General features: G+C 73.2%; 12 protein-coding genes and 1 pseudogene. 9 read left to right on the top strand and 4 right to left on the bottom strand.

The window, feature by feature from the left end; genetic code table 11:
• The first annotated feature begins 39 nt into the window (after positions 1 to 39).
• From IE225_RS08455 to IE225_RS08445, 3 genes are all read left to right on the top strand, one after another.
• Positions 40 to 1,845 (top strand): DEAD/DEAH box helicase, encoded by a 1,806-nt coding sequence (locus IE225_RS08455; protein ID WP_190056733.1) that lies wholly within the window; start codon positions 40 to 42, stop codon positions 1,843 to 1,845.
• 493 nt (positions 1,846 to 2,338) lie between these two features.
• Positions 2,339 to 2,980 carry an IclR family transcriptional regulator gene (locus tag IE225_RS08450; protein ID WP_190056732.1) on the top strand — a complete coding sequence of 214 codons (642 nt, stop codon included), beginning with the start codon at positions 2,339 to 2,341 and terminating at the stop codon, positions 2,978 to 2,980.
• A 230-nt stretch (positions 2,981 to 3,210) separates the two neighbouring features.
• The gene (locus IE225_RS08445) at positions 3,211 to 4,002 is read left to right on the top strand and encodes a S16 family serine protease (RefSeq protein ID WP_190056731.1); all 792 of its coding nucleotides are present in this window, start codon (positions 3,211 to 3,213) and stop codon (positions 4,000 to 4,002) included.
• Between the two features lie 184 nt (positions 4,003 to 4,186).
• On the opposite strand, the pseudogene IE225_RS08440 reads toward IE225_RS08445, so the two are convergent.
• A pseudogene (locus IE225_RS08440) lies at positions 4,187 to 4,672 on the bottom strand (Lrp/AsnC family transcriptional regulator); the annotation flags it as partial.
• Between the two features lie 101 nt (positions 4,673 to 4,773).
• On the opposite strand from IE225_RS08440, the gene hppD reads away from it, so the two are divergent.
• The 4 genes from hppD (at position 4,774) to IE225_RS08420 (ending at position 10,266) form a co-directional block, all read left to right on the top strand.
• Entirely contained in the window at positions 4,774 to 5,922 is a 1,149-nt protein-coding gene (gene hppD, locus IE225_RS08435) for a 4-hydroxyphenylpyruvate dioxygenase (protein WP_190056730.1), read from the top strand.
• 271 nt (positions 5,923 to 6,193) lie between these two features.
• Positions 6,194 to 7,651 carry an FAD-binding oxidoreductase gene (locus tag IE225_RS08430; protein ID WP_190056729.1) on the top strand — a complete coding sequence of 486 codons (1,458 nt, stop codon included), beginning with the start codon at positions 6,194 to 6,196 and terminating at the stop codon, positions 7,649 to 7,651.
• 163 nt (positions 7,652 to 7,814) lie between these two features.
• The gene (locus IE225_RS08425) at positions 7,815 to 9,455 is read left to right on the top strand and encodes an RDD family protein (protein ID WP_190056728.1); all 1,641 of its coding nucleotides are present in this window, start codon (positions 7,815 to 7,817) and stop codon (positions 9,453 to 9,455) included.
• A gap of 73 nt (positions 9,456 to 9,528) precedes the next feature.
• Positions 9,529 to 10,266: an RDD family protein gene (locus IE225_RS08420; protein WP_190056727.1), complete on the top strand. Its 738-nt coding sequence runs from the start codon at positions 9,529 to 9,531 to the stop codon at positions 10,264 to 10,266.
• 7 nt (positions 10,267 to 10,273) lie between these two features.
• On the opposite strand, the gene IE225_RS08415 is transcribed toward IE225_RS08420, so the two are convergent.
• The gene (locus tag IE225_RS08415) at positions 10,274 to 10,552 is read right to left on the bottom strand and encodes a hypothetical protein (RefSeq protein WP_190056726.1); all 279 of its coding nucleotides are present in this window, start codon (positions 10,550 to 10,552) and stop codon (positions 10,274 to 10,276) included.
• A gap of 396 nt (positions 10,553 to 10,948) precedes the next feature.
• On the opposite strand from IE225_RS08415, the gene IE225_RS08410 reads away from it, so the two are divergent.
• Both IE225_RS08410 and IE225_RS08405 read left to right on the top strand, forming a co-directional pair.
• Positions 10,949 to 13,309, top strand: a complete 2,361-nt coding sequence (locus IE225_RS08410) for an immune inhibitor A domain-containing protein (protein ID WP_190056725.1) — start codon at positions 10,949 to 10,951, stop codon at positions 13,307 to 13,309.
• Positions 13,310 to 13,430: 121 nt separating this feature from the next.
• The gene (locus tag IE225_RS08405; protein WP_190056724.1) at positions 13,431 to 13,781 is read left to right on the top strand and encodes a hypothetical protein; all 351 of its coding nucleotides are present in this window, start codon (positions 13,431 to 13,433) and stop codon (positions 13,779 to 13,781) included.
• A 120-nt stretch (positions 13,782 to 13,901) separates the two neighbouring features.
• On the opposite strand, the gene IE225_RS08400 is transcribed toward IE225_RS08405, so the two are convergent.
• The gene (locus tag IE225_RS08400) at positions 13,902 to 14,492 is read right to left on the bottom strand and encodes an isochorismatase family protein (RefSeq protein ID WP_190056723.1); all 591 of its coding nucleotides are present in this window, start codon (positions 14,490 to 14,492) and stop codon (positions 13,902 to 13,904) included.
• A 409-nt stretch (positions 14,493 to 14,901) separates the two neighbouring features.
• Positions 14,902 to 16,257 carry a nicotinate phosphoribosyltransferase gene (locus tag IE225_RS08395; protein ID WP_190056722.1) on the bottom strand — a complete coding sequence of 452 codons (1,356 nt, stop codon included), beginning with the start codon at positions 16,255 to 16,257 and terminating at the stop codon, positions 14,902 to 14,904.
• Between the last annotated feature and the right edge of the window lie 24 nt (positions 16,258 to 16,281).

The following is a 16,281-nucleotide window of genomic DNA, read 5'->3' as shown; positions in this document are numbered from 1 at the left end:
TCATACGCAGCCGACGACCACCGACCCCACACGGAGACCGTGACTACCACAGCCGCCAGCTCCAGCACCTCCCACTCGCACCACCTGTCGCCCGCCTTCCCCGGCCGCGCCCCGTGGGGTACGGCCAGCAAGCTCAGGGCGTGGCAGCAGGCGGCGATGGAGAAGTACCTCCAGGAGCAGCCGCGCGACTTCCTGGCGGTCGCCACCCCCGGCGCCGGCAAGACGACCTTCGCGCTGACGCTCGCGTCCTGGCTGCTGCACCACCACGTCGTGCAGCAGGTCACCGTGGTCGCGCCCACCGAGCACCTGAAGAAGCAGTGGGCGGAGGCGGCCGCGCGGATAGGGATCAAGCTGGACCCGGAGTACAGCGCGGGTCCGCTCGGCCGGGAGTACGACGGGGTCGCCGTGACGTACGCCGGTGTCGGCGTGCGGCCCATGCTGCACCGCAACCGCGTGGAGCAGCGCAAGACCCTCGTCATCCTGGACGAGATCCACCACGCCGGCGACACCAAGTCCTGGGGCGAGGCCTGCCTGGAGGCGTTCGAGCCGGCCACGCGCCGCCTGGCGCTCACCGGTACGCCGTTCCGCTCCGACACCAACCCCATCCCCTTCGTGACGTACGAGGAGGGCCCGGACGGCATCCGGCGCTCGGCCGCCGACTACACCTACGGCTACGGCAACGCGCTCGCCGACGGCGTGGTGCGCCCGGTCATCTTCCTCTCCTACAGCGGCAACATGCGCTGGCGCACCAAGGCCGGCGACGAGGTCTCGGCCAAGCTCGGCGAGCCGATGACGAAGGACGCCATCAGCCAGGCCTGGCGCACCGCGCTCGACCCGCGCGGCGAGTGGATGCCGGCCGTGCTGCGCGCCGCCGACCAGCGGCTCACCGAGGTCCGCAAGGCCATCCCGGACGCCGGCGGCCTGGTCATCGCCTCCGACCAGGACTCCGCCCGCGCCTACGCCAAGCTGCTGCGCGAGATCACCGGCCACAAGGCCACCGTGGTGCTCTCCGACGACGCCGGCGCGTCGAAGAAGATCGACGAGTTCAGCGCGGGCGACGAGCGGTGGATGGTCGCCGTCCGCATGGTGTCCGAGGGCGTCGACGTGCCCCGCCTCGCCGTGGGCGTGTACGCGACGACCATCTCCACCCCGCTGTTCTTCGCGCAGGCCGTCGGCCGCTTCGTCCGCTCCCGGCGGCGCGGCGAGACCGCGTCCGTGTTCCTGCCCACCGTCCCGGACCTGCTGTCCTTCGCCAACGAGATGGAGAAGGAACGCGACCACGTCCTCGACAAGCCGAAGAAGGGCGGCGAGGAGGACCCGTACGCCGAGTCCGAGAAGGAGATGGAGGAGGCGAACAAGCAGCAGGACGAGGACACCGGCGAACAGGACATGCTGCCCTTCGAGGCGCTGGAGTCGGACGCGGTCTTCGACCGGGTCATGTACAACGGCGCCGAGTTCGGCATGCAGGCCCACCCCGGCAGCGAGGAGGAGCAGGACTACCTCGGCATCCCCGGCCTCCTCGAACCCGAGCAGGTGCAGCTGCTGCTGCAGAAGCGGCAGGCCCGGCAGATCGCGCACAGCCGCAAAAAGCCCGCCGAGGAGGCCGACCTGCTGGAACTGCCCGCCGAGCGGCGCCCGGTGGTCAGCCACAAGGAGATGATGGAGCTGCGCCGCCAGCTCAACTCCCTCGTCGGCGCCTACTCCCACCAGAGCGGCAAGCCGCACGGCGTCATCCACACCGAGCTGCGCCGCGTGTGCGGCGGCCCCGCCACCGCGGAGGCCACCGCCGGGCAGCTCAAGCAGCGCATCGCCAAGGTGCGGGAGTGGGCGACCCGGATGCGGTGACGCCGCTCCGACGGGTGCTGCCGCGCGTCCCGTCCTTCGTCCCCCGTCCCTCGCCCCCGGCCCCTCCTTCCTCCCCCGTCTCTCGCCTCCGTCCCCGTCTCCACCCCCACCCCCATCCCCATCCCCATCCCCCTTTCTTCCTCCCCGCATCCCGTCCGTCCGCCGTCTCCCGGCCGACCCGGGTCCCGGACCGCCCCCGGCTCCCTCCCGGACCGGGGGCGGTGCACGTATCGGGACGAACGCCGCCGACGCCTTTGCGCAGATGCCCGGATTCTGGACGGAGGCTTCCGCTCAGCGAACCGGCTTCGCTACTGTCCCGCTACGCACACGCCCCGTGGCAGCGCCGCCGCGGAGCGCAGCCGTGAAGCGACTGTGTCCGGGACGTTCCGGACCGCCGGCCGATCGGCGGCCTCTGATGCGCGTCACTGACGGGACTCGGTGACGCACCCGCCGCGAAGGGGCCGCCGACCTCACCACTGAAGGAGTGGGCGTCGTGACCGCGGAGACCTCTCAGACGCTCGACCGGGGACTGCGGGTCCTCAAACTGCTGGCCGATACGGACCACGGGCTGACCGTCACCGAGCTTTCCCACAAACTGGGCGTGAACCGGACCGTGGTGTACCGGCTGCTCGCCACGCTCGAGCAGCACTCCCTCGTCCGCCGCGACCTCGGCGGGCGCGCCCGCGTCGGGCTCGGGGTGCTCCGCCTGGGCCGCCAGGTGCACCCGCTGGTGCGGGAGGCGGCCATGCCGGCGCTGCGGTCGCTCGCCGAGGACGTCGGGGCGACGGCCCACCTGACCCTGGTGGACGGCACGGAGGCGCTCGCGGTCGCCGTGGTGGAGCCCACCTGGACCGACTACCACGTCGCCTACCGGACCGGCTTCCGCCACCCCCTCGACCGCGGCGCGGCCGGCAAGGCGATCCTGCTGGCCCGGCAGCAGTCCCCGAGCGGCCCCGGTTACGCGTTCACCCACGGCGAGTTGGAGGCCGGCGCGAGCGGCGCCGCGGCGCCGCTGCTCGGTGTCACCGGCATCGAGGGCAGCGTCGGGGTGGTGATGCTGTCGGACGCCGTACCGGAGCGGGTCGGCCCGCGGGTGGTGGAGGCGGCCCGGGAGGTGGCGGAGGCACTGCGCTGACGGCACGACCGATGCGACCGGCGTGACCGATGCGACCGGCGGGACCGGCGTGACCGACGCGACCGGCGCGACCGGCGCGACCGGCACGACCGGCGGGAGCGGCGAGGGCGGGCGACCGGCCGGACCCGGCCGGTGAGCTGCCGACGAGTGGCTGGCGAGTGGCCGGTGAGCGGCCCGGAGGCGCCGGGGGCGCGCCCGGCCGTAAGTCACCCTCGCGTTAGATTGCTCCCGTGCTGTCTCGCCTCTCCCGCTCCCGAGCCGTCGCCGTCTGCGCCCTGCCCGTCGTGGCGCTCGTCGCCACGGCGCTGTTCGCACCGCTGCCGTTCTCCGTGGCGCAGCCCGGGATGACGGCGAACGTGCTCGGCGAGAACAAGGGCGACCCGGTCATCACGGTCTCGGGCGCGCCCACGCGCCGGACGACCGGGCAACTGCGGATGACGACGATCGAGGCGACCGCGCCGGACGCGCGCGTCTCGCTCGGCGACGTGGTCGACGGCTGGTTCCGCACCGACCAGGCGGTGATGCCGCGCGACGCGGTCTACCCGAGCGGCGACAGCGTCCAGGAGATCGAGCAGCACAACGCCGAGCAGATGCGGCAGTCCCAGGACGCCGCGACCCGGGCCGCGCTGCGCTACCTCGGCATGGACGGCGGGAAGGTCAAGGTCACCCTGAAGCTCGCCGACGTCGGCGGCCCCAGCGCCGGGCTCCTCTTCTCCCTCGGCATCGTCGACAAGCTCCGCGGCGACGGCAGCGGCGGCGACCTCACCGGCGGCCGCACCGTCGCCGGCACCGGCACCATCACCGCCGACGGCAGGGTCGGCGCGGTCGGCGGCGTGGCCCTGAAGACCCAGGCCGCCCGCCGCGACGGCGCCACCGTCTTCCTCGTCCCGAAGGCCGAGTGCGCGGACGCCGCCGCCGAACTGCCCAAGGGCCTGCGCCTGATCCCGGTCACCACTCTCAAGGGCGCGGTCAACGCCCTGACGGCCCTGGAGCGGGGGAAGGGCCCGGTCCCGAGCTGCTAGGGCCCGAACTGCCGGGCCCCGGCGGCGGTCCGCCGGTCGCGGCCGGGCCGCCGGCGCCCGCCCAACCGCCTGCCCGCGCCGCCCCCGATCCCGGCCCCGCCCCCGATCCCGGCCCCGCCCCCGATCCCGGCCCCGCCCCCGATCCCGACCCAGGCCCCGTTCCCGACCCAGGCCCCGGCCCCCCGTCCTCCGCCGCCTGCTCCACCAGCGGGATCACCCGCAGCGGCACGGGGTTCTCCATCACGATCGCGGTGGAGGCGCGGACGATGCCGTCGATGCCGACGACGCGGTCGATCACCCGCTGCAGGTCGGCGTTGGAGCGGGCCACCAGGCGGCAGAGCATGTCGCCGGTGCCGGTGGTGGTGTGGAGCTCCAGGACCTCCGGGACGGTCGCGAGGTGGGCCCGTACGTCCGCGCCCTGCCCCTGCCGGATCTGCAGCGTGGCGAACGCGGTGACCGGGTAGCCGAGGGCCGCGGGGTCCACCTCGGGGCCGAAGCCGCGGATGACGCCGCTCGCCTGCAGCCGGTCCAGCCGCGCCTGCACCGTGCCCCGCGCGACCCCCAGGCGGCGGGACATCTCCAGCACGCCGATGCGCGGTTCGCGCGCCAGCAGCACGATGATGCGGGCGTCCAGCCGATCGATCCCCACGCCGCCTCCCCGGGTAGTCATCCTGTACAGAAAGCGCGGCCTTTCGCGCTTTTCACTGGTCAGGTTGCCCAGTGAATGCGCGAACTATTGCGCACCTTGCAGAGCCGGGTGACCCTTCGGCTATGACGCAGACCACAGACCACACCCCTGACACGACCGTACGGCAGGCCGACCCCTTCCCGGTCAAGGGAATGGACGCGGTCGTCTTCGCCGTGGGCAACGCCAAGCAGGCGGCGCACTACTACGCCACCGCCTTCGGCATGAAGCTGGTGGCCTACTCCGGACCGGAGAACGGCAGCCGCGAGACCGCGAGCTACGTCCTGGAGAGCGGCTCCGCCCGCTTCGTCCTCACCTCGGTGATCAAGCCGTCCACCGACTGGGGCCGCTTCCTGGCCCGGCACGTGGCCGAGCACGGCGACGGCGTGATCGACCTCGCGCTGGAGGTGCCGGACGCGCGCGCCGCCTACGCGCACGCCATCGAGCGCGGCGCCCGCTCGGTGGCCGAGCCCTACGAGCTGAAGGACGAGCACGGCACCGTGGTCCTCGCCGCGATCGCCACCTACGGCGAGACCCGGCACACCCTGGTCGAGCGCTCCGGCTACGACGGCCCCTACCTGCCGGGCTACGTCGCCGCCGACCCGATCGTCGCCCCGCCCGCGCGCCGTATCTTCCAGGCGATCGACCACTGCGTCGGCAACGTCGAACTCGGCCGGATGAACGAGTGGGTGGAGTTCTACAACCGGGTCATGGGCTTCACCAACATGAAGGAGTTCGTCGGCGACGACATCGCCACCGAGTACTCGGCGCTGATGTCGAAGGTCGTCGCGGACGGCACCCGCAAGGTGAAGTTCCCGATCAACGAGCCGGCGATCGCGAAGAAGAAGTCGCAGATCGACGAGTACCTGGAGTTCTACGGCGGCCCCGGCGTCCAGCACATCGCGCTCGCCACCAACGACATCGTCGCCACCGTCCGCCACATGCGCGAGCACGGCGTCGAGTTCCTCGACACCCCGGACTCCTACTACGACACCCTCGGCGAGTGGGTCGGCGAGACCCGCGTGCCCATCGACACCCTGCGCGAGCTGAAGATCCTCGCCGACCGCGACGAGGACGGCTACCTGCTGCAGATCTTCACCAAGCCGGTCCAGGACCGGCCGACCGTCTTCTTCGAACTCATCGAGCGGCACGGCTCGATGGGCTTCGGCAAGGGCAACTTCAAGGCTCTGTTCGAGGCGATCGAGCGCGAGCAGGCCAAGCGCGGCAACCTGTAGGCGCCCGCCCGGGGTGATGTTGGGCGCCCCGCCCCGGGCAAGACGCCCCGTCCCGGGCAAGACGCCCTGGCAAGACGCCCCTCCGGAGGCAGGCGCTCCTCCGGAGGGGCGCCACAGGTTCCCTTGCCGCCCTCACCACCCCGTCCGGCCCCATCTCGGCCCTGTCCGGGCCCATCCCGGCCCTGTCCGATCCCGTCCGGTCCCGTCCGGTCCCGTCCGGCCGAAGGGTGCCGTGCGCGGGGTTCACACCGGTGGCCCCCGGTGTCACGCTGTGATCATGAGCCGTATCCAAGCCCCACCCGACGAGGCCCAGGGCAACCTCACCGACCGGCTCCTCGCGGGCCTGCCGCCCGAGGCCGTGCTGAGCGATCCCGACGTCACCGCCTCCTACGCGCACGACATGGCGAGCTTCTGCCCGGCCGGCGCCCCCGCCGTGGTGGTGCTGCCGCGCACGGTGGAGCAGGTGCAGCACGTCATGCGCACCGCCACCGAGCTGCGCGTCCCGGTCGTCCCGCAGGGCGCCCGCACCGGCCTGTCCGGCGCCGCCAACGCCTGTGACGGCTGCATCGTGCTGTCCCTGACGAAGATGGACCGCATCCTGGAGATCAACCCGGTCGACCGGATCGCCGTCGTCGAACCCGGCGTCGTCAACGCCGTCCTCTCCCGCGCCGTCGCCGAACACGGCCTGTACTACCCGCCCGACCCCTCCAGCTGGGAGACGTGCACCATCGGCGGCAACATCGGCACCGGCTCCGGCGGCCTGTGCTGCGTCAAGTACGGCGTGACCGCCGAGTACGTCCTCGGGCTCGACGTCGTCCTGGCCGACGGGCGGTTGATGACCACCGGCCGCCGCACCGCCAAGGGCGTCGCCGGGTACGACCTCACCCGCCTCTTCGTCGGCTCGGAGGGCTCGCTCGGCATCGTCGTACGGGCCGTGCTCGCGCTGCGGCCGAAGCCGCCGCGGCAGCTGGTGCTGGCCGCCGAGTTCGCCTCGGTGGCCGCCGCGTGCGACGCCGTGTGCCGGATCATGGGAACGGAAGGGCGCGCAGCGCTTCCGCGGAAGGACGACGGCGGGCGACGGGCGGGCGGTCATGTGCCGTCCCTCCTCGAACTGATGGACCGTACGACCGTCCGGGCCGTCAACGACCTCACCCGGATGGGCCTGCCGGAGACCACCGAGGCCCTGCTGCTCGCCGCCTTCGACACCCCCGACCCGGCCGCCGACCTCGCCGACGTCGCCGCGCTGTGCGAGGCCGCCGGCGCCACCCAGGTCGTGCCGGCCGAGGACGCCGCCGAGTCCGAACTGCTGCTGCAGGCCCGGCGGTCCTCGCTGCCCGCGCTGGAGGCCGTGCGCGGCACGTCGATGATCGACGACGTGTGCGTGCCGCGCTCCCGCCTCGCCGACCTCTTCACCGGCGTCGAACGCATCGCCGGCCGGCACGGCCTGACCATCGGCGTCGTCGCCCACGCGGGGGACGGCAACACCCACCCCACCGTGTGCTTCGACGCCGCCGACCCCGACGAGGCCGCCCGCGCCCGCGCCTCCTTCGACGAGATCATGGCCCTCGGCCTGGAACTCGGCGGCACCATCACCGGCGAACACGGCGTCGGCGTGCTGAAGAAGGAGTGGCTGGCCCGCGAACTCGGCCCGGTGGGCGTGGAGATGCAGCGCGCGATCAAGCAGGTGTTCGACCCGCTGGGGATCCTCAACCCCGGCAAGCTGTTCTGACCGCCGCGCGCCCACGCACCGGGCGCGCGGCCCCGGGCGGGTCGGCGCGGATTTTCCCGTGCCTCGAACGGGTGGGTCCGGCGGGAGCGGCGGTGGCGCGTGCGCCGGTCTGATAGATGTGGGAGGCCCCATACGATCCCCGAGCAGATACCGGACGACGGACATGAGCGCCCCCACCCCGGCCCCCGGTGACGACAGGCCCCGCGCAGGGTATTACCCGGACCCGTCCATCCCTGGATACGTCCGGTACTGGAACGGCGCCGCCTGGGTGCCCGGCACCAGCCGGCCGGCCCCCGCCGACGGGGAACCGCTCCCCGCGCCCCCCGGCGCCCGCCCCGCCGCGGACGTCCCCGCCGTGGAGGAGACCGGCCCGCACTTCTTCGACGAGGACCCGCGGCCGGAGCAGCGGCCGGGCACGCCCGTCGACGGCGCTCCGGCCCCCGCCTGGGGCGCCGGCCCCGCCCGGCAGACCGGTCACGGCGGCGAGCAGGACCGCGGCGTGCCCTGGGGGACACCGAACCGGGCGGACCCGCGCGCGGGCGGTGACCCCAGGACCGCGGCCGATCCCAGGACCGCGGCCGATCCCAGGGGCGGCGCCCGGACGGGCCCCGGCGCGGGCACGGACGCGACGGCCGGGTCGGCGTCGCCCGCCGGCCGGCCGCCGGGTGGCGACGCCGACCCGGGCACCTTCGTCTTCCGCCGCCCGACGGCGGCCTCCGGGGCGGGGCCCGCGAGCGGCGACGCCGACCCGGGCACCGTGACCATCCGCGCGGTGCGCCCGCGGGACGGCCAGGTGGCCGGGAACCGGCCCGGCCCGGGCCCGGCCGCCACGCCGCCGGCTCCCGACGCGGCCGGCCTGGGCGGCCCCGCGTTCAGCGGCGGAGGCGGGGACACCCCGAACCCCGCGCCCGGCCCGGCGGCTCCCGCACCCGCCGCCGGTTCCGTTCCCGGCGCTCCCGGTTCCGGCGCCGCCGCTTCCGGTGTCTCCGGCTTCGCCGCCGGGAAGGCCGCCGCCGAGCGCGCCGCGGCCGCCCGGGCGCAGGCGGGCGCCGCCGCCCCGGTCCCGGGCCCGGCGGCCCCCGCGTCCCCGTCGGCTGCCCCCGCGCCGTCCGTTCCCGCCCAGCCCGCCCAGCCCGCACCGGCGGCCCCCGCCGCCTCCCCGGTGTCCACCCCGATGACCACCGGCCCGGGCGGCGGGCAGGCCTCCTGGGCGCAGCAGGTGCACCGGCTCGCCGGGGCCGGCGGCGAGGACCAGCCGGTGGCGCCGTGGAAGCCGCCGGTGGAGGACCCCTTCCAGGCGGCGGCGCGGCGCCGGGCGGCGGCCCGGCCGGCGGGACTCGGCCGGCGGCTGGCCGCCCGGCTGCTGGACACGCTGGTCGTCGGCGGCGTCACCGCCGTGGCCGCCGTACCGCTGGGCCTGAAGGCCGTCGACCACGTGGACGCCAAGATCGACGCGGCGAAGCTGTCCGGCCGCACGGTCACGGTGTGGCTGCTCGACGGCACGACCGCGGCCTACCTGGGCATCGTCCTGGCGGTGCTGCTGCTGGCCGGTGTGCTCTACGAGGTGCTGCCCACCGTCAAGTGGGGCCGCACGCTCGGCAAGAAGCTGCTCGGGCTGCAGGTGCGGGACATCGAGGCGCACGACGTCCCGGAGTTCGGCGCCGCCCTGCGCCGCTGGCTGGTCTACGCCGTGCCCGGTGTGCTCGGCGTCGGGATCGTCGGCGTGCTGTGGTGCCTGTTCGACAAGCCGTGGCACCAGTGCTGGCACGACAAGGCCGCCCACACCTTCGTCGCCGCCGCCTGATCCGCCCGCGCGCACTACTCCGGACAGCCCCGCGCCGGATGCGGAGCCGGGGGCTTCGCGTTCGACTCGGGACATGAGCAGCGAACCGCCCCCGGGCTCCGGCCCGCAGCCCCCGGACGACGACCCGTTCCGCAAGCAGCCCCCTCCCCCCACCGGTGCGGGCGGCACCGGCGGCCCGTACGGCGACGGGCCCCACGGCGGCCCGCCCGGTCCGAGTGACGGCCCGTCCGGCCCCGGTGGCGGCCCGTCCGGCCCCGGTGGCGGCCCGTCCGGCCCCGGTGGCGGCCCGTACGGCGGTGGCGGCCCGTACGGCGGCGGGGGCCCGTACGGCGGCGGTCCCCACCCGCAGGACCCCCTCGCCGGCATGCCTCCGCTCGCCGACAGCGGGCGGCGTACGCTCGCCCGGATCATCGACATGATCCTCGTCGGCGTCGTCGTCTGGTTGCTCACCCTGGCGTTCCACGTGCGCGAGTACCAGATGACCGGCGACCGGATCGAGGTCGGCAAGTCCGTCGGCCAGTCGCTCATCGCGGCCGTGCTCTACATCGCCTACGACACCGTCCTGATCGGCCGCACCGGGCAGACCCTCGGCAAGAAGTGGCTGCGCCTGCGCGTGGCTGCCCTCGCCGACGGCTCCACGCCCTCGGTGCCGACCGCGCTGACCCGCGCGGCGGTGCTGTGGCTGCCGTTCGCGTTCTGCTGCGCCTGCGTGTGGACGGCCGTTTGCGGCGGCTGGAGCTACTTCGACCGGCCGTACAAGCAGGGCCTGCACGACAAGGCGGCCAAGACCGTGGTGGTCAGCACGGACTGACGGATGGTCAGGAGGCGGCGCGCTCCCGGACGGGCTCGGCGGCGGAGACGCCCGCGCGCCGCGCCGGCACCGGCCGCTCCCCGGGGGAGGCGGCCGGGGTGTCGGTCCGCGCCGGCTTCGGCAGCGGAACCGTCATGGCCACGAGCAGTCCGAGGGCGAGGCCCGCGACGGCGATCACCGCGATCCCCAGTCCCGAACTCGTCTGTGACAGCAGCAGTATGGCGAGTGTCGACAGGACCACGGTGAGGGAGCCGTGGACGAGCTGTGCGGCGGTCGGACGAGGCATGGCAATCGTGTCCTCGGAAGTGGGGCCTCCCCCCGTGCCTCATCGCGGTGGGGGAGGTGCGGTCGGGAATCGGGGGTGTGACAAGGATGTCGGCCTGGCATTCCGCCGGCTTCCGGACGTTCCGTCAATCGACTCTATTCGCCTGCATGCCCGAGCGGAACGGTCGGTAAGCGTGACCTAACCCACGGTACCGGTGCACGGGGGGCGCACGGAATCACGGCGTCCGTGAAGTGGACGGGTGTGCGCGCCCGTCGGGACGTCCGCAAAACGGACGCCTGCTCCGCATAGTGCACTTGACTTGTGCAAGTCAAGGTCTGTTTTTTCTCGTAAACCTCTAGTCAAATGACGTCACTTGACACACGCGCACGACCAGAGCGCGTCAGGGGAGGACATCAAGTGACCAGTAGACCCTGGACGTTGCGGGCGGTCGCGATAGGCGTCTCGCTCGCCGCGGCCACCGCCACCTGCGCCGCCACCTCGGCCTTCGCGGCGTCCCCGGCGGCCGCCGACCGGACGGCCGCCGTCGACCGGCACGACCCGCAGCCGGTGAAGCAGCCCGAGCACGACCTCGACGGCCCGCTCAGCAAGACGACCGAGGCGCAGCGCCAGGAGGCGCTGAAGGAACTCATATCCGGCCGGGCCACGGTCAAGGACCGCGACGGCTCGAAGGTCGTGCAGCTCAAGAGCCGCAAGGGCGACGGCAAGTACGTCGAACTGGGCCGGGAGAAGACCGACAAGATCTTCACCATCCTGGTCGAGTTCGGCGACCAGGTCGACCCCAAGTACGGCGGCACGCCCGGCCCGCTGCACAACACCATCCCCCAGCCGGACCGCACCAAGGACAACTCCACGGCCTGGCAAGCGGATTACGACCAGCAGCACTTCCGGGACCTCTACTTCGGCACCGGCAAGGGCGTCGAGTCGCTGAAGAAGTACTACGAGAAGCAGTCCTCCGGCCGCTACTCGGTCGACGGCGAGGTCTCCGACTGGGTCAAGGTGCCCTACAACGAGGCCCGTTACGGCAACAACGCCTGCGGCTCCACCAACTGCCCCAGCGTGTGGAACGTGGTGAAGGACGGCGTCACCGCCTGGGTCGCCCAGCAGAAGGCGGCCGGCCGGTCGGACGCCGACATCAAGGCGGACCTGGCCCAGTACGACCAGTGGGACCGCTACGACTACGACGGCGACGGCGACTTCAACGAGCCCGACGGCTACATCGACCACTTCCAGCTGGTGCACGCCGGCGAGGACGAGTCCGCGGGCGGCGGCGCCCAGGGCACGGACGCGATCTGGGCGCACCGCTGGTACGCCTTCGGCACCGACGCCGGCGCGACGGGCCCGTCGTACAACAAGCTGGGCGGCGCGCAGATCGGCGACACCGGCATCTGGGTCGGCGACTACACCATCCAGCCGGAGAACGGCGGCCTGGGCGTCTTCGCCCACGAGTACGGCCACGACCTCGGCCTGCCCGACGAGTACGACACCAACGGCGGCGAGAACTCCACCGGTTTCTGGACCCTGATGTCCTCCGGTTCCTGGCTCGGCCGCGGCAAGGACGCCATCGGCGACCTGCCCGGCGACATGAACGCCTGGGACAAGCTCCAGCTCGGCTGGCTGAACTACGCCACCGCCAAGGCGGCCACGAGGTCCACGCACACGCTGGGCGTCGCCGAGTACAACACCCGGCACAAGCAAGCCCTGGTCGTCACCCTGCCCGACAAGGCGGTCACCACCGAGATCGTCACCCCGGCGCAGGGCGCCACCCAGTGGTGGAGCGGCAGCGGCGACAACCTGAAGAACACGCTGACCCGCAGTGTCGACCTGACCGGGAAGAAGTCGGCCGCCCTCACCCTCGACGGCTGGTACGACATCGAGGCGGGCTACGACTACCTCTACGCCGAGGTCTCCACCGACGACGGCGCCAACTGGACCGCCCTGGACGGCACGGTGAACGGGCAGCCGATCCCGCGCGACGGCAGCGACAAGCCCGCGCTGACCGGCACGGTCGACGCCTACCGGAAGTTGGTGTACCCGCTCGACGCCTACGCCGGCCAGAAGATCCAGCTCCGCTTCCGCTACCAGACCGACGGCGGCGTGGCGCTCAAGGGCTTCGCGGCCGACGAGATCACGATGACCGCGGACGGCTCGGTGCTGTTCTCCGACGACGCCGAGAGCGCGGACGCGGCGTGGACGGCGAACGGCTTCTCCCGGATCGGCGCGTCCTTCACCCGGGACTACCAGCAGTACTACATCGCGGAGAACCGCCAGTACGTCTCCTACGACACCACGCTGAGGACGGGGCCGTACAACTTCGGCTTCCTGACCACCGACCGTCCGGACTGGGTGGAGCACTACCCGTACCAGAACGGCCTGCTGATCTGGAAGTGGGACACCTCCCAGGCGGACAACAACACCAAGGACCACCCGGGCGTGGGCCTGATCCTGCCGGTCGACTCGCACCCGGCGCCGCTGAAGTGGTCCGACGGCACGCTGATGCGCAACCGTATCCAGGCCTACGACTCGCCGTTCAGCTGGTACCGCACGGACGGCATCACGCTGCACAAGAACGGCGTCGCGACGAAGATCCCGTCGAAGCCGGGGGTGCCGGTCTTCGACGACCACGCGAGCACCTACTACGACGCCTCGAACCCGGCAGCCGGCGTCAAGGTTACTGACACCAACACCCGAATCAAGATCGTCAAGGAGTCGCTGAGCGGCTCGACGATCATCGTCCGGGTCGGACCCGCGGTGAAGTAGCGGACGTTCTCGCAGGTCAGAAGGTGATCGGCGGCAACCCCCTGGCGGGTTGCCGCCGATCGTGTTTAGGTGCGTGCTGTGGTTTTCCTATTGACACCGGTCCCCGCGGGAGTGTGACTGCATGGCCGCAGGAGGTTTCTGCAAGCTGCCGAACGGCACGGTGGTGGTGGCGCTGAACCTGCCCAGCCCCACCGCCGCCGACGGCGGCCCCGGTCCCGGTCGCGTCCGCGTCCTCGTCCACGCCAAGAACCGGGCGCGCGCCCTGACCAGGCTGCGCAACCTCGGCCTGCGCGCGGTCTATCTGCGGGGCAACGCCGCCCCGCCCACTCCGGACGAGATCACCGCGGTCCTCCACCACCCCGACGGCCTCATATGGCGCACGGACCCCGACAACGGTGTCATCCCCGATCCGGCACCGGAGCTGTGGCGCCCGATCAGAGCCCTGCTGGGGCGCCGGCCGGCGAAGGCGTGATCAGCCCGGCGAAGGCATGGCCGGTCCGGCGGAAGCGTGACCGGCCCGGTGGAGACGGGACCGGCCCGGCGAAGGCGTGACCGGCCCGATGGAGACGGGACCGGCCCGGTGGAACCGGGGTCAGCCCGAGACCACCGGCTTGCCGGACAGCTCCACGCCCGCCTCGCGCAGCTCCTCCAGGGCCCGTTCCGTGGTCTCCGGGGCCACACCGGCGGTGAGGTCCAGCAGGACGTGGGTGCGGAAGCCCTCGCGGGCGGCGTCGAGGGCGGTGGCCTTCACGCAGTGGTCGGTGGCGATGCCGACGATGTCGACCTCGCCGACGTGGCGGGCGCGCAGCCAGTCGGCGAGCGGCACGCCGTTCTCGTCGGTGCCCTCGAAGCCGCTGTAGGCCGCCGAGTAGGCGCCCTTGTCGAAGACGGCCTCGACGGCGCCGGAGGCGACGGCGGGCGCGAAGTTGGGGTGGAAGCCCACGCCCTCGGTGCCGGCGACGCAGTGCGCGGGCCAGGAGCGGACGTAGTCGGGGTTGTCGGCGAAGTGCCCGCCGGGGGCGATGTGGTGGTCGCGGGTGGCCACCACGTGCTGGTAGCCGGCCTGGGCCTGCCCGATGAGCTCGGTGATGGCGGCGGCCACGTCGGCACCCCCGGCCACCGCGAGGCTGCCCCCTTCGCAGAAGTCGTTCTGCACGTCGACGACGATCAAGGCGCGGCGCATGGTCGGTGTCCTTCGGGCTCGGTGTCTGCGGTGGTTCCGGTGGTGCCGGTGATGGCTGATGGTGCCTGCGGTGCCTGTGGTGCTTGCGGTGCTTGCGGTGCCTGTGGTGCTTGCGGTGCCTGTGGTGCTTGCGGTGCTTGCGGTGCCTGTGGTGCTTGCGGTGCCTGTGGTGCTTGCGGTGCTTGCGGTGCCTGTGGTGCTTGCGGTGCCTGTGGTGCTGTCGGTGCGGATGATGCCGGAGTGTCGGCCGTCCCGGTCGTCCCGGCCGTCTCGATCATTCCGATCACCCCGATCGTTTCGGTCGTCCCGGGCGCGGGCGGCGTGCGGACGGCCGGTGACCTTCCGAGCCTAGGGACTTGGCGTCCCGGGCGGGAGAGGGCGGTCGCCGGGGCGTTCGGCGGCGCCCGCCTCAGCCGTCCGAGCGCCCGTGGACGTACTCCGTCGGGATGACGGGTTCCCCGCGGGAGAGCTGGGTCGCGGACAGCGGCAGGTTGGCGCGGGCGGCCGCGTGCCGCTCCCGGGCCGCGTCCAGCGGCTCGCGCCCGACCACCTCGCCGCCCTTGACGAGCTGCACCAGTAGCTGCCGGTCGGCCAGCTCGGCGGGGACGGGCCCGGTGCCGACCACCTCGGCCTCGGCCACGCCCTGCGCGTCCAGCCGCCGCGCCGCCCACTTGCGGCCGCCCAGCGAGGTCTTGCCCCCGCTGGACTTCTTCGCCACCGGCACCAGCGGCGCGGCGGGGTCGGCGGACTCGGCGCGCGCGACGAGCTTGTAGACCATGGAGGCCGTCGGGTAGCCGGAGCCGGTCACGAGCTGGGTGCCGACGCCGTAGGCGTCCACAGGTGCCGCGGCCAGCGAGGCGATGGCGTACTCGTCGAGGTCCGACGTCACGATGATCTTCGTCTCGGTGGCGCCCAGCTCGTCGAGCTGCTGCCGCACCCGGTGCGCGACCAGCAGCAGGTCGCCGGAGTCGATGCGCACCGCGCCCAGCTCGGGCCCGGCGATCTCCACGGCCGTGCGGACGGCCTCGGCGACGTCGTAGGTGTCCACCAGCAGCGTCGTGCCCCGGCCGAGGGAGTCGACCTGGGCGCGGAAGGCGTCGCGCTCGCTGTCGTGCAGCAGGGTGAAGGCGTGGGCCGCGGTGCCGACGGTCGGGATGTGGTAGCGGAAGCCGGCCGCCAGGTCGGAGGTGGAGGAGAAGCCGCCGACGTACGCGGCCCGGGAGGCGGCGACCGCGGCCAGCTCGTGGGTGCGGCGCGCGCCCATCTCGATCAGCGGCCGCCCGCCCGCCGCGGAGGCCATGCGGGAGGCGGCGGCCGCGATGGCGGAGTCGTGGTTGAGGATGGACAGGACCACCGTCTCCAGCAGCACGCACTCGCCGAAGCTGCCCTCCACCCGCAGCACCGGCGAGCCCGGGAAGTACACCTCGCCCTCGGGATAGCCCCAGATGTCGCCGCTGAAGCGGTAGCCGGCCAGCCAGTCGAGGGTCTCGTCGTCGACGATGCGGCGCTCGCGCAGGAAGCCGAGGACGCCCTCGTCGAAGCGGAAGTTCTCCACCGCGTCCAGGACCCGCCCGGTGCCCGCGACGACGCCGTAGCGCCGCCCCTCCGGCAGGCGCCGGGTGAAGACCTCGAAGACGCTGCGCCGCTCGGCGGTGCCGGCCTTCAGGGCGGCCTGCAGCATCGTCAGCTCGTAGTGGTCGGTGAAGAGCGCCGTCGAGGGAACGTCCACCGGCAGCCCAAGGCCCGCAAGGTTCGCAGTGCCCACCTGAGGTCTCCTCGCTCTGTGTCG

This window comes from Streptomyces echinoruber (assembly GCF_014651135.1).
Taxonomy (GTDB): domain Bacteria; phylum Actinomycetota; class Actinomycetes; order Streptomycetales; family Streptomycetaceae; genus Streptomyces; species Streptomyces echinoruber.
The sequence above is the reverse complement of the archived record's forward strand: the minus strand, read 5'-3'. Positions and strand labels throughout refer to the sequence as shown.